Origin of the sequence: Bradyrhizobium sp. ERR14 (genome assembly GCF_014198235.1) — a bacterium.
Lineage (GTDB): Bacteria > Pseudomonadota > Alphaproteobacteria > Rhizobiales > Xanthobacteraceae > Bradyrhizobium.
The window spans coordinates 83038-94890 of sequence record NZ_JACIHD010000014.1 but is presented as its reverse complement, the minus strand read 5'-3'; the positions used below and the strand labels follow the sequence as shown (position 1 = coordinate 94890).

Annotated in this window: 14 protein-coding genes and 1 riboswitch; of the genes, 6 read left to right on the top strand and 8 right to left on the bottom strand. The window is 65.0% G+C overall.

What is annotated here, in order from left to right:
* Positions 1 to 64: 64 nt before the first annotated feature.
* Positions 65 to 625, bottom strand: a complete 561-nt coding sequence (locus GGD62_RS29430) for a 6,7-dimethyl-8-ribityllumazine synthase (RefSeq protein ID WP_018318336.1) — start codon at positions 623 to 625, stop codon at positions 65 to 67.
* Between the two features lie 75 nt (positions 626 to 700).
* A riboswitch (FMN riboswitch) is annotated at positions 701 to 862 on the bottom strand.
* Between the two features lie 433 nt (positions 863 to 1295).
* Here GGD62_RS29430 and GGD62_RS29425 point away from each other — a divergent pair.
* A complete protein-coding gene (locus GGD62_RS29425; RefSeq protein ID WP_026202003.1) occupies positions 1296 to 1796 on the top strand; it encodes a YbjN domain-containing protein in 501 nt (166 codons plus the stop codon).
* 213 nt (positions 1797 to 2009) lie between these two features.
* Positions 2010 to 2837, top strand: a complete 828-nt coding sequence (proC, locus tag GGD62_RS29420) for a pyrroline-5-carboxylate reductase (protein ID WP_312014307.1) — start codon at positions 2010 to 2012, stop codon at positions 2835 to 2837.
* Positions 2838 to 2933: 96 nt separating this feature from the next.
* Here the strand turns inward: proC and GGD62_RS29415 are convergent, their stop codons facing one another.
* From GGD62_RS29415 to GGD62_RS29395, 5 genes are all read right to left on the bottom strand, one after another.
* On the bottom strand, positions 2934 to 3338 hold the full coding sequence (locus GGD62_RS29415) for a thioesterase family protein (protein ID WP_183711635.1): 405 nt from the start codon (positions 3336 to 3338) through the stop codon (positions 2934 to 2936).
* A gap of 199 nt (positions 3339 to 3537) precedes the next feature.
* Positions 3538 to 3804, bottom strand: coding sequence for a tautomerase family protein (locus tag GGD62_RS29410; RefSeq protein ID WP_018318340.1), 267 nt, complete (start codon positions 3802 to 3804; stop codon positions 3538 to 3540).
* A 55-nt stretch (positions 3805 to 3859) separates the two neighbouring features.
* Positions 3860 to 5380, bottom strand: coding sequence for a histidine--tRNA ligase (gene hisS, locus GGD62_RS29405; protein WP_183711633.1), 1521 nt, complete (start codon positions 5378 to 5380; stop codon positions 3860 to 3862).
* Positions 5381 to 5473: 93 nt separating this feature from the next.
* Positions 5474 to 5998 carry a YegJ family protein gene (locus tag GGD62_RS29400; protein WP_092255088.1) on the bottom strand — a complete coding sequence of 175 codons (525 nt, stop codon included), beginning with the start codon at positions 5996 to 5998 and terminating at the stop codon, positions 5474 to 5476.
* A 135-nt stretch (positions 5999 to 6133) separates the two neighbouring features.
* Positions 6134 to 7216: a branched-chain amino acid aminotransferase gene (locus tag GGD62_RS29395; RefSeq protein WP_183711631.1), complete on the bottom strand. Its 1083-nt coding sequence runs from the start codon at positions 7214 to 7216 to the stop codon at positions 6134 to 6136.
* A gap of 336 nt (positions 7217 to 7552) precedes the next feature.
* On the opposite strand from GGD62_RS29395, the gene GGD62_RS29390 reads away from it, so the two are divergent.
* The 3 genes from GGD62_RS29390 to GGD62_RS29380 are packed head-to-tail and all read left to right on the top strand — an operon-like array spanning position 7553 to position 10230.
* Complete coding sequence (locus GGD62_RS29390; protein ID WP_018318344.1) at positions 7553 to 8095, top strand: MarR family winged helix-turn-helix transcriptional regulator; 543 nt, start codon at positions 7553 to 7555, stop codon at positions 8093 to 8095.
* The gene (locus tag GGD62_RS29385) at positions 8092 to 8823 is read left to right on the top strand and encodes a response regulator (RefSeq protein WP_018318345.1); all 732 of its coding nucleotides are present in this window, start codon (positions 8092 to 8094) and stop codon (positions 8821 to 8823) included. The genes GGD62_RS29390 and GGD62_RS29385 overlap by 4 nt, the downstream gene beginning before the upstream one ends.
* A gap of 18 nt (positions 8824 to 8841) precedes the next feature.
* The gene (locus GGD62_RS29380) at positions 8842 to 10230 is read left to right on the top strand and encodes an ATP-binding protein (protein WP_018318346.1); all 1389 of its coding nucleotides are present in this window, start codon (positions 8842 to 8844) and stop codon (positions 10228 to 10230) included.
* A gap of 11 nt (positions 10231 to 10241) precedes the next feature.
* On the opposite strand, the gene GGD62_RS29375 is transcribed toward GGD62_RS29380, so the two are convergent.
* Together GGD62_RS29375 and GGD62_RS29370 are read right to left on the bottom strand one after the other, a co-directional pair.
* Positions 10242 to 10772: a DUF3617 family protein gene (locus tag GGD62_RS29375; RefSeq protein WP_179731598.1), complete on the bottom strand. Its 531-nt coding sequence runs from the start codon at positions 10770 to 10772 to the stop codon at positions 10242 to 10244.
* A gap of 44 nt (positions 10773 to 10816) precedes the next feature.
* A complete protein-coding gene (locus tag GGD62_RS29370) occupies positions 10817 to 11116 on the bottom strand; it encodes a hypothetical protein (protein ID WP_038947472.1) in 300 nt (99 codons plus the stop codon).
* 184 nt (positions 11117 to 11300) lie between these two features.
* Between GGD62_RS29370 and GGD62_RS29365 the strand changes: the two genes are divergently transcribed.
* A complete protein-coding gene (locus GGD62_RS29365; RefSeq protein ID WP_026202004.1) occupies positions 11301 to 11762 on the top strand; it encodes a hypothetical protein in 462 nt (153 codons plus the stop codon).
* Positions 11763 to 11853: the final 91 nt, after the last annotated feature.

Below are 11853 nucleotides of genomic sequence, written 5' to 3'. Positions count from 1 at the left end.
ACCTTTTCTTTTGTGATGAAGGTGGTGGGCACGCTTTCGCTTTGCCCACCCTACGGCAGTCCGCTTACCCCACGATCCCCGCCGCGACCTGGCCGCGCAGGCGCTCCAGGCCAAGCAACGTCTCCGCACAGGCAGCCGCGACCTCGACGCCCTTGATCGCAAAATGCTTGCGGAAGAAGTCGTAGTGCACCTCGGTCTCGTGGAATTGCTGCGGCGTCAGCACCGCCGAGAACACGGGCACTTCGGTACGCAGCTGCACGTCCATCAAGGCCTTGATCACGGTGTCGGCGACGAACTCGTGGCGATAGATGCCGCCATCGACGACGAGGCCGGCCGCGACGATGGCGGTGTAGCGCCGCGTCTTGGCGAGGACCTGCGCGTGCAGCGGGATCTCGAACGAGCCCGGCACCTCGAACACGTCGACATGGGTGAGATGGCGCGCCTCGGCCTCCTTGATGAAGGCGATGCGGGCCTCCTCGACCACGTCGCGGTGCCAGCAGGCCTGCACGAAGGCCACCCGCTGCGGCTTGGCAAAGCGCGGGTGGTCGGGCGCCGGGTCTTGCGGAACCGGCGGTTGGGTGGCTTCGGAAGTTTCGGTTTTGGGGTCTTGCAGCATCTGATTCATGGCTTTCCTTCTTAAGGACCAGAATCAGGGCACACGGAACGACAAACAGCCGCATCTTGCGATGCGTCTGCCTCCGACCGTTCTCTTTCATCCGGACTCTAACCGTCGGCTTCGGAGTTGCACCGAATCTGCTGACCCTTCCCCTCGGCAAGAAAGACCTAAGGGAAGGCGCTCGCGGGCTTAGGCCTTTCGGCCCTTACCGCCGGTGGGGACTTTCACCCCGCCCTGAGAACATCGGCCGTCCGGGATGAACGGCCTGGCTGGAAATATGCCGCCAGCCGGCGGCCGCAGCAAGCGTGTTCCGTATGGGCGGATCGCATGGTCCCATGTCATTCCCGCGGGAGCGGCCCTCGCGGGACGGAATTAACGAATGGCGCCCTCCCCCGCGAATCCGATTCCGGTTTGTTCTCATCCATCCGGATCGAGGACTTCCCTCCGTTAAGAATTGTGGCGGAGATGAGCTGTGGACGAACGAGTCCTGGCTTGTGGACGGACTCGGGACCCCGTTGCGCAGATTCCGCAAATCACATCACTTGATCCGCGACAGGCCCGCGCTGATCCGAGGGATCGCAAGACTCCGAGGGGACGCCGTAGCGACGTTTAGGGAGCGCGCGCCGGGCCCAACCGCGTGCGTATCAAAGACAACAAGAAGGCAAGAGGTCGAGACGGCATGTCCCTGCTCGAAGGCACTATCGATTCCAAAAGCCATCCGCTCGCGGTGGTCGAGGATATCGCTGCCAGCAACAACTGGCCGTTCGAACGCTCCGGCGAAGACGAACTCACGATTGTCTCCAAGGGACAATGGACCGATTACCAGCTCTCCTTCACCTGGATGGGCGAGATCGAGGCGCTGCATCTGGCCTGCGCGTTCGACATGAAGATTCCGGTTGCGCGCCGCAGTGAGGTGCAGCGGCTCGTCGCCGCGGTCAACGAGCAGCTGTGGGTCGGTCATTTCGATCTCTGGACCAACACCGGCATGGTCATGCACCGCCAGGCCCTGGTGCTGCCGGGCGGGCTCACCGCCTCGACCGCGCAATGCGAGGCCATGCTCGCCGGCGCCATCCATGCCTGCGAGCGCTATTTCCCGGCGTTCCAGTTCGTGGTGTGGGCTGGCAAGACCACGACCGAAGCGATGGACGCGGCGATGTTCGATACGGTGGGAGAGGCGTAGGACCCTTAAGGAAGCCAACACTCCCTCCTCCTGTCGTCCCGGACAAACGAAGCGCCGCTCCGGGACCCATACAGCGTGATGCCTCTTGTGGCACGCGGCTTGTTGCCAACACCTTCATCCACTAGAACCGCCTGTGGTGACGCGACGAGCGCAAGCGCTCGCGCGGGGGTCCCCGCGTTCGCAGGGACGACACCTTTTGCTTGGGTGATTACAGTGGCTAACAACAGCACTCTTCAAAACATCACCGGCACCATCCTCCTCGCCGGCGCCGGCAAGATGGGCGGCGCGATGCTGACCGGATGGCTTTCGGGCGGGCTCGACCCGCGCCGCGTCGCGGTGATCGATCCGCATATCTCGCCCGAGATCACCGCCCTTGCCGCCAAGGGCGTTGCGCTCAATCCCGAAGTAGCGACGGCCGGCCAGGTCGAGACGCTGGTCGTCGCGGTGAAGCCGCAGATGTTCCGCGAGGCCGGCGCGAAGCTGAAATCGTTCGTCTCGGACAAGACGTCGGTGGTCTCAATCATGGCGGGAACCACGATCGCATCGCTCCAGGAGGTCTGCGGCGGCGCCGTGGTGCGCGCGATGCCGAACACGCCGGCCGCGATCGGCCGCGGCATCACCGTTGCGGTCGCAGCCAAGAACGTCAGCGCCGCGCAGCGCGCGGTGGCCGATGCGCTGCTGCGTGCCACCGGCTCGGTCGAATGGGTCGATGACGAGAGCCTGATGGACGCGGTCACGGCCGTCTCCGGCTCCGGCCCGGCCTATGTGTTTCTGCTCGCCGAAGAGCTGGCCCGCGCCGGCGTCGAAGCCGGACTGCCTGAGGCGCTGGCAATTAAGCTCGCACGCAAGACCGTCGCCGGCTCCGGCGAATTGCTGCACCAGTCGGAGCTGCCGTCGAGCACGCTGCGCCAGAACGTCACCTCGCCCGGCGGCACCACGGCCGCCGCGCTCGGTGTGCTGATGGGCGAGCCGGGTCTGCGCGACCTGATGATCCGCGCGATCGCGGCGGCGACGAAGCGGTCGAAGGAATTGGCGAAGTAAGCAGGTGCCGTAGGGTGGGCAAAGGCGCAGGGCGCCGTGCCCACGATCTTTCAATTGTCTCTCCGGAAGCCGTGGGCACGCTTCGCTTTGCCCACCCTACGGCGTCGTGCCCGCGGCGAGCCGCCTGTTGAACATCTCGACATTGACGAGCCCGCGCGCGTGGCGGCCTTCGCCGAGCTTGCGGGTGCCCTCGAAGGCCGCGACCTCGAAGCGGATGACGCGGCGTTCAACGGCGACGACCTTCGCGGTGGTCCGCACCGTCGCGCCGACGAGGGCGGCCGCGAGATGGCGGATGTCGACCTCGGTGCCGACAGTGACCCAGCCGGGCTGAAGCGCAGCGCGGATCGCATCGCCCGCCGTCATCTCCATTTCCAGGATCATCATCGGCGTCGCGTAGACAAACGGCATGCCCGGCACGAAGTGCCCGACCGTGCGCTCCGCCGGGACCACCAGCGTGCGCTCGGCGCTCATGCCGACCTTGATGAAATCGCGTGCGTCCATGGGGGCCTCACACACGGTGTCGTCCCGGACAAGCGCGCCTTAAGCGCGCGCCGATCCCGGACCCATAACCACAGGACGTCGTGGTTTCGGGGACTCGGAGTTACCGCTTCACCGCATAACCAGTCCCTGTGGTTATGGCTCCCGGATCTGCGCTGACGCTTGTCCGGGACGACAGCGGTGATTGACGCTACAGCACTGGCTACTTCTTCGCCGCCGCCGCTCGCTCCACGAACGTCTTGCCGCCCTTCATCTTGTGGCGGAGCGGGGCTTCGTTGATCTGGATGACGACGGCATCGGCATCGACGCCGAGATTCTTCACCAACGCCTGGGTGATGTCGCGCATCATGCCGGCCTTTTGCTCGTCGGTGCGGCCTTCGGCCATGCTGACAGTGATCTCAGGCATCGTCTTCTCCCTGTTGCTGTCGTCATGGCCGGGCTTGTCCCGGCCATCCACGTGCTCATCCATCAAACAAGACGGGGATGCCCGGGACAAGCCCGGGCATGACGGCTTGGCGGAATGGCTATCCCCACTTTACGTCATGGCGGGCCAGGACCTCGCGCACCTTGGCGACGAGATCGGCTTCGCTGCACGAGAACTGCGCCGGGCGGCTCTCGCGCCATTCCTGGTTGGAGGCGATCGCAGCCGCCGCCTTGGCGCCTTCGATCAGATCCTTGATCTGCAGCTCGCCGCGCGCCTTTTCATCCGAGCCCTGGATGATCACGCAAGGTGAATTGCGGCGGTCGGCATATTTGAGCTGATTGCCCATGTTCTTGGGATTGCCGAGATAGAGCTCGGCGCGGATGCCGGCGGTGCGCAAGCTTGCCACCATCTTCTGATAGTCGGCGACGCGGTCGCGGTCGAACACGGTGACGACGACGGGCCCGAATTCAGGCCGCGTGTCGAGCTTGCCGAGCAGCGTCAGCGCGGCCTGGAGCCGCGACACGCCGATCGAGAAACCGGTGGCCGGCACCGGCTCGCCGCGGAAACGTGAGACCAGGCCATCGTAACGCCCGCCCCCGCCGACCGAGCCGAAGCGCACAGGACGGCCCTTCTCGTCCTTGGTGTCGAGCAGCAGTTCGACCTCGTAGACGGGGCCGGTGTAATATTCGAGACCGCGCACGACGGACGGATCGATCTTGATGCGATCCGCACCGTAGCCCGACGCCGTGACCAGCTTGGCAATCTCATCCAGCTCGCTCACGCCGGCCTGACCGATCTCGCTCTTGGCGAGGTAGGTTTCGGCCGCGGCAATGGCCTCTTTCCAATCGTCGCGCGGCTTGGTGATGGCGAGCACGACATCAGCCTCCGCCTCGCTCAAATTGGCGCCCTTGGTGAAGTCGCCCTTGCCTTCCTCGCCGCCGTCCCATCGTCCGGGACCGAGCAGCTTGCGCACTTCGTCGGCGGAAAACTTGTCGAGCTTGTCGATGGCGCGCAGCACGGTCAGCCTACGGCCTGCGTTCTCGTCGCCACCGAGCCCGATGGCTGCCAGCACGCCATCGAGCACTTTGCGGTTGTTGACCTTCACGACATAGGAGCCGCGCGCGATGCCGAGCGCCTCCATCGTGTCCGCAGCCATCATGCAGATCTCGGCATCCGCCGCCGGTGTCGCCGAGCCGACCGTGTCGGCGTCGAACTGCATGAACTGCCGGAAGCGGCCCGGGCCGGGCTTTTCGTTGCGGAAGACATAGCCGACCCGGTAGCTGCGGTAGGGCAAGACCAGAGCGTCGGTGCCGTAGCGCTCGCCGACATAACGGGCGAGCGGCGCCGTCAAATCGTAGCGCAGGCTGATCCACTGCTCGTCGTCGTCCTGGAACGAGAACACGCCCTCGTTCGGACGATCCTGGTCGGGCAGGAACTTGCCGAGCGCGTCGGTGTATTCCATCGCCGGCGTCTCCACGGGCTCGAACCCGTAGAGCTCGTAGACGGCGCGGATCTTCTCGACCATCTCGCGCGTCGCCCGGATCGCTGACGGATCGCGATCCTCGAGCCCGCGCGGCAGGCGCGCCTTCAGTTTCTGGGGTTTTTTGGGTTTCTCGGCCATGCGCGGCGTTTACCAGCCGGGGCGCGAGGCGGCAACCGGCCTGTGTTCTTCACCTCGCCCCGCTTGCGGGGAGAGGGTAAGAGAGAGCTTCCTTTACGGCTGCTCCATCCGCGCCCTCAGGGCATCCGCGTCCGCCTTCGGCAGCGACTTCAGCGTCGGCTTGATGGTTTCGCCGCCGACGATCTTGCCGTTGCGCATGAACATCCAGTCCGAAATGTCGGCCTCGGTGAACTTGACCTCGTCGCCGGCCCGCTTGCCGGGCAGGTCACGCGGTTCGTTGGCGAACAGACCGGAATAGGTCCCGTCTGGCCGCTTCTTCACCTCGCCGATCCAGATGTGCTCACCGCCCTTGCGGGTCGAGAAGCGCACCTTCAGGGCGTGCCCGGCCTCCGACGGCTTTGGCGATTGATAGGAGGCCCAGAAAGTCGGCAGCGTGCCCCGGGCGCGCGCGATCGCGGCATTCATCTCGGGATCGCTGGTGCGCACATCGACGATCGGCGAGCGGTCTTGCGCGACCACCTCATGCATCGGGCCGATGGTCAGGATGCCGAAAACGGAGACGCCGGTGATTGCGGCGAGAACGACCCATTTCATGGGTTGGGAGAGTTTCGTTGCCATGGTCGCGATGTCCTGATGTCCAGATGTGTCCAGACTTTGTCGCATGTCGGCAACGGCACGTTCAGTGCACGAAAAACCACAAACGATGCGCGTTTCCCCTCTCCTCACGAAAGGAGAAACGCGCATCGCCGCATCTCAAAACACCTTGCGGATCCAGTTATGGGGATCGTTGGTGCGGCCGTACTGGATGTCGACGAGCTGCTTGCGCAGGCCCATGGCGACGGGGCCGGCGGCGCCGCCCGAGATCTCGAAATCGCCGCTCACCGAGCGCACCTTGCCGATTGGCGAGATCACGGCCGCGGTACCGCAGGCAAACGCTTCCTTCAGCTTGCCGCTGACCGCATCCTTGCGCCACTGGTCGAGCGAATACGGCTCCTCGCGCACGGTTTTGCCGGCATCCTTGGCGAGCGCGATGATGGAATCGCGGGTGATGCCGGGCAGGATGGTGCCGAGCGGCGGCGTCGAGAGCGAGCCGTCGTCGAACACGAAGAACACGTTCATGCCGCCGAGCTCCTCGATATAGCGGCGCTCGATCGCGTCGAGGAAGACGACCTGATCGCAGCCATGCTGGATCGCTTCGGCCTGTGCACGCAGGCTCGCGGCGTAATTGCCGCCGCATTTGACGGCACCGGTGCCGCCGACGGCAGCGCGCGTGTAATTCTCCGAGACCCAGATCGACACCGGCGCAGGCCCGCCCTTGAAATAGGAGCCGACCGGCGAAGCGATGACGGCGAAGATATATTCGGACGACGGCTTGACGCCGAGGAAGGTCTCGCTCGCGATCATGAAGGGCCGCAGGTAAAGGCTGCCCTCGCCGCCCGGCATCCAGGCGCGGTCGATGCGCACGACCTGCTCGACCGCCTCGATGAAGACGTCCTCGGGCAACTGCGCCATCGCCATGCGGTCGGCCGAGTCCTTGAAGCGCCGCGCATTGGCGTCGGGACGGAACAGGTTCACGCCGCCGTCGTCACGCTTGTAGGCCTTGAGGCCCTCGAAAATTTCCTGGGCGTAGTGCAGCACCGCGCCGGCCGGATCGAGCTGGAAGTTGGCGCGTGCCTCGATCTTCGCCTCGTACCAGCCGCCCTTGGCCTGATTGTAGCGCACGATCGCCATGTGATCGGTGAAGACCCGTCCGAAGCCGGGGTCCACCAGCCTGGCCACGCGGTCCTTCTCGGACGTCGGATTGGATGCGGGCTGGATGTCGAATTTCATGCTCATGTCCTTGCCTCCCGCTGCCGGTGGCGGCGCCGTTCTGGCGCCGGCCTGCCCCTTTTCGGGCCCGGCTGGCTTGATTGGTTTTAGGCCGGACCCCGCCAGCCTTGTTACGGCCGGTTTCCGTGGCCAGCATATCGCCGAGGACATGCTTTTGCGGAAGGCGGAAGTCCAGTATGTTTTGCCGAAACGCCGCTCGACAATCGCACGGTAGATCTGATCCGGCCGTCGTCGCCTGTCCGGCTCTCTCCAGCCGCCCTGCTTCGATGCCACCCGCGCGAAACGATCTAAAATTTCGTGCTGGTCAATCGTTTTGTAACATTGAACCCAAGATACGTCAATATGCCTGACATAAATTTCGCGACTTCCTCTCACGACGCCGCCGAGCCCAAGCCGGCCGCACACGACGGAGGCAATTTGCGCTGGGATATCATCGAGCTACTGTTCTTCGCCTATCGCGACTTCGTCGGCGACCCCGACCAGGAGCTGGAGGCTTTCGGCTTCGGCCGGGCCCACCACCGGGTCATGCACTTCGTCTACCGCTATCCTGGCCTCAAGGTCGCCGATCTGCTCGACGTCCTGCGCATCACCAAGCAGTCGCTCGGCCGCGTGCTCAAGCAGCTGCTGGACGAGGGCTACATCGTGCAGAAGACCGGCGACAATGACCGCCGCCAGCGCCTGCTCTACGCGACGCCGAAGGGCGAGGCGCTGGTGCAGAAGCTTGCCGGTCTGCAGACCACGCGGATCACCAAGGCGCTCGCCGAAATGGGTCCGCAGGATGCCGAGACGGTCAAGCGCTTCCTGCGCGCGATGATCGATCGCGACGATCCGGACAAGGTGCTCGAGACGATCTTCGCTTCCGTCAACCACGACGCCAAGGAGTGACCGTGACGCTCGCTGCCACTCTCGCCCGCCCGCCGGCACGCCCGGCCGATGACGCGCCGCATTTGCTGCTCGTCGACGACGACCGCCGCATCCGCGATCTGCTCTCGCGCTTCCTCGCCGCCGAGGGCTACCGCGTCACCACCGCCGCCAGTGCCGGCGATGCGCGCTCGAAACTGCAGGGCCTGCATTTCGACCTCTTGATCCTCGACGTCATGATGCCCGGCGAGACCGGCTTCGATCTCGCCCGCTTCATCCGGACATCCTCCTCGGTGCCGATCGTGATGCTGACGGCACGACACGAGGCGGAAGCGCGCATCGAGGGCCTGCAGATCGGCGCCGACGACTACGTGGCGAAACCGTTCGAGCCGCGCGAGCTGGCGCTGCGCATCAACAACATCCTCAAGCGCGCCGCTCCGCCGCCGCAAGCCACCGCGGTGGAGAAGATCGCGTTCGGTCCCTACGTCTATCATCTCGATCGCGGCGAGCTGCGCCAGGGCGAGGAGGTCATCCACCTCACCGACCGCGAGCGCGAGATGCTGCGCATTCTCTCGGAGACGCCGGGCGAGACCGTGCCGCGCAGTGCGTTGACCGGCAACGGCAGCGTCAACGAGCGCGCCGTCGACGTGCAGATCAACCGCCTCAGGCGCAAGATCGAGACCGACCCCGCCAATCCGCTGTTCCTCCAGGCGGTGCGCGGCATCGGCTATCGGCTGGTAGCCTCGCCATAAATCAGTGAAGTGCGACCGATGAGCACGATCGATACCGGCCTGACGCTGCTCCGAAGCGCCGCCGGCCGCGTTTCCGCCGCCAATGGCTGGATGGGCAACGCGTTCAAGGGCTGGATGCCGACCGGCCTCTACGCCCGCGCGCTCCTCATTATGATCGTGCCGATGGTGGTGCTGCAATCGGTCGTCGCCTTCGTGTTCATGGAGCGGCACTGGAACACCGTGACGCGCCGACTGTCGGCCGCCGTGGTGCAGGACATCGCCGCGCTGATCGACGTCTACAAGGGTTATCCGCAAGATAAGGATCGCGACCAGATCCGCCGCATCGCGCAGCAGCGCCTCGGCCTCGTCGTCGACTTCCTGCCCGCCGGCGACATGCCGCCGCCGGGACCAAAGCCGTTCTTCTCGCTGCTCGACCAGACGCTGTCGGTGCAGCTCGGCCGCCAGATCGGGCGCTCGTTCTGGATCGACACGGTCGGTCGCTCCAATCTGGTCGAGATCCGCATCCAGCTCGACGACGCCGTGATGCGCGTGTTCGCGCAGCGCAGCGCCGCCTATGCCTCCAACTCGGAGATCTTTCTGTTCTGGATGGTCGGCACGTCGTCGATCCTGCTGATCGTCGCCGTGCTGTTCCTGCGCAACCAGATCAAGCCGATCCTGCGCCTCGCTGACGCTGCCGAAAGCTTCGGCAAGGGCCGCGAGGCGCCGAACTTCCGCCCAAGGGGCGCGCGCGAGGTGCGGCGCGCAGCGGTCGCCTTCCTGGAAATGAAGTCGCGCATCGAGCGCACCATGGAGCAGCGCACCGCGATGCTCGCCGGCGTCAGTCACGATCTGCGCACCATCCTGACCCGCTTCAAGCTCGAGCTGGCGTTGATCGGCGACAGCCCCGAGCTCGAGGGCATGCGCAAGGACGTCGACGAGATGTCGATGATGCTGGAAGATTACCTCGCCTTTGCGCGCGGCGATTCCGGTGAGCAGTCGCAGCCGACCGACATGGCGCAGGCGCTCGAGGAGCTGCGCAGCGATGCCGAGCGCCACGGCCATACCGCGACCGTCGCCTTCCACGGCCTGCCCGTGGTGACGGTGAAGCCGGCCTCGTTCAAGCGCTGCCTTGCCAATCTCGTCACCAACGCGGCGCGCTACGGCAAGGCCATCGCCATCACCGGCCAGCGCGATCACCGTTATTTGACCGTGACGATCGACGACGACGGACCCGGCATTCCCGCGCATTTGCGCGAAGAAGTGTTCAAGCCGTTTCTGCGGCTGGACAACGCCCGCAACCAGGATGAAGGCGGCACCGGCCTCGGCCTCGCCATCGCCCGCGACATCGCCCGCTCGCATGGCGGCGACATTACGCTTGGCGACAGCCCGATGGGGGGACTAAGGGCGAGCGTCAGGATACCGGTGTAGCCGCCGTAGCCCTACTTCGGCAGCAGCGCCTTCAGCTTGTCCATGTCGCGCACGTTCATCTTGAAGCCGCCGGGCATCACAATGTCGCCGGGCTTCTGGTCCGGCTTGCAGGACCCGAGCCACTTGGCTTGCAGCGTCATGGTGGTATCGCGCCCCGCAGCGCCGGCGACACCGCCTTGCGCGTGCGAGGAGGTCTTCACCGTATAGGCCGAGTTGAAATCGCCGGTGATCTCGGCATGCGAGGTAGTGCTGACGCCGGCGACGCTGCATTCGGAATCGCTGACATAGCCGGTCGCGGTCTTCTTGATCTCCTGCTTGGCGCAGATCTGCTTGGCCATCGGGGAGACGTTGTTGCTCATCTCCTTGTCGACGGTCTCGTCGGTGCAGTGCTGCATGGTCATCTCGGGCACGGGCGAGCCCGATGTGACCAGCTTCATCTCCCAAAGACCGGCCTTGCGGACCGGCAGGTCGTCGGCGCACGCCACGCCTGCAGACAACGCAAGGCAAAGGGTCGAGCCGAGCAAAGCGAGTTTGCGCGTCATGTGAGAGGCTCCCGGCTGAGAAATTGCAGGCCTGCGACAGCGCCTCAATAGAGCGTGCGGATCGGCTGGTCGGCGGCGCCATAAGGCACCCAGCGGCAGGAGAACGAGATGTAACCGCCCTCATAGGCCTGCACCGCCAGGAATTTCACGACCTTGCCGTAGCGCGCGCAGTGATCGACCGCGGCCTGGCGCGCATCGACCTGGGTGGCCATTGAATAGGCGATGATGCCGCCGGTGTCATTGCCCTTGAACGGCGGCACATAGTCAGCGCGCGCCGACTGGCTCGCCATCATACCCGAGACAACCAGGCTGGCGAGAAGACCCGCGGCCGCAATGATTCGCATTCCCGTCACTCCAATTGGCTGGCGGGCAGTTTACGGTGCCGGGAGGGAAGTGGAAAGAACCCAAGCCTGCCAACCACGAAGTTGTGGTCAACTCCTGGCGAAGTGTTGCCGCGCTGCACTTGACCTCCCCCGGCCTTCGCGGCACCGTCCAACCTTCGCAAGACTTTAGCTGTCCGGATTGACCATGCGCGCCCCCTTCCTGAAATTGCTCCGCTATGCCGCCGTGCTCGGCCTCATGTTCGGCGCGATGTCGCTCGGTGAGGCTAGGGCCGCCAATCCGCTGGAGCTTAACTTCTGGCTGAGCGGCCCGCGCTATGACGGCGCCGTCGCCGATTGCGACCGGGCGCTGCCGACCATCGCCACCCAGTTCTGGGAAAAGGAAAGCACGTTCTGGAATTCCTCGTTGAGGATCACCAGCTTCGCCGCCGTTCGCGAGACCGCATTCCGGCCCTGGCAGTCCGACAATATTCCCCGCCGCTATTGCACCGGCGAGGCCATGCTCAATGACGGCAAGGTGCGCAAGGTGCACTTCTCGATCATCGAGGATGGCGGCTTCGCCGGCTACGGCAACGGCGTCGAATGGTGCGTGGTCGGGCTCGACCGCAACTGGGCCTATAATCCGGCCTGCCGCGCCGCCAAGCCCTGAGCAGGAAGCCCTGATTCGAGATGATCGAAGGCGCCGAACGGCGGTCGCCCCGAATTTTGTTCTTGAAATGTTCCTATCGCCTGCTAGGCTT

Coding starts and splice junctions, on each gene's coding strand:
- GGD62_RS29425 (WP_026202003.1), top strand. CDS start 1,296: ATGTCCCTGCTCGAAGGCACTATCGATTCCAAAAGCCATCCGCTCGCG.
- GGD62_RS29370 (WP_038947472.1), bottom strand. CDS start 11,116: ATGCGAATCATTGCGGCCGCGGGTCTTCTCGCCAGCCTGGTTGTCTCG.
- GGD62_RS29395 (WP_183711631.1), bottom strand. CDS start 7,216: ATGAGCATGAAATTCGACATCCAGCCCGCATCCAATCCGACGTCCGAG.
- GGD62_RS29375 (WP_179731598.1), bottom strand. CDS start 10,772: ATGACGCGCAAACTCGCTTTGCTCGGCTCGACCCTTTGCCTTGCGTTG.
- GGD62_RS29410 (WP_018318340.1), bottom strand. CDS start 3,804: ATGGATGAGCACGTGGATGGCCGGGACAAGCCCGGCCATGACGACAGC.
- GGD62_RS29400 (WP_092255088.1), bottom strand. CDS start 5,998: ATGGCAACGAAACTCTCCCAACCCATGAAATGGGTCGTTCTCGCCGCA.
- GGD62_RS29365 (WP_026202004.1), top strand. CDS start 11,301: ATGCGCGCCCCCTTCCTGAAATTGCTCCGCTATGCCGCCGTGCTCGGC.
- hisS (WP_183711633.1), bottom strand. CDS start 5,380: ATGGCCGAGAAACCCAAAAAACCCCAGAAACTGAAGGCGCGCCTGCCG.
- GGD62_RS29390 (WP_018318344.1), top strand. CDS start 7,553: ATGCCTGACATAAATTTCGCGACTTCCTCTCACGACGCCGCCGAGCCC.
- GGD62_RS29415 (WP_183711635.1), bottom strand. CDS start 3,338: ATGGACGCACGCGATTTCATCAAGGTCGGCATGAGCGCCGAGCGCACG.
- GGD62_RS29430 (WP_018318336.1), bottom strand. CDS start 625: ATGAATCAGATGCTGCAAGACCCCAAAACCGAAACTTCCGAAGCCACC.
- GGD62_RS29380 (WP_018318346.1), top strand. CDS start 8,842: ATGAGCACGATCGATACCGGCCTGACGCTGCTCCGAAGCGCCGCCGGC.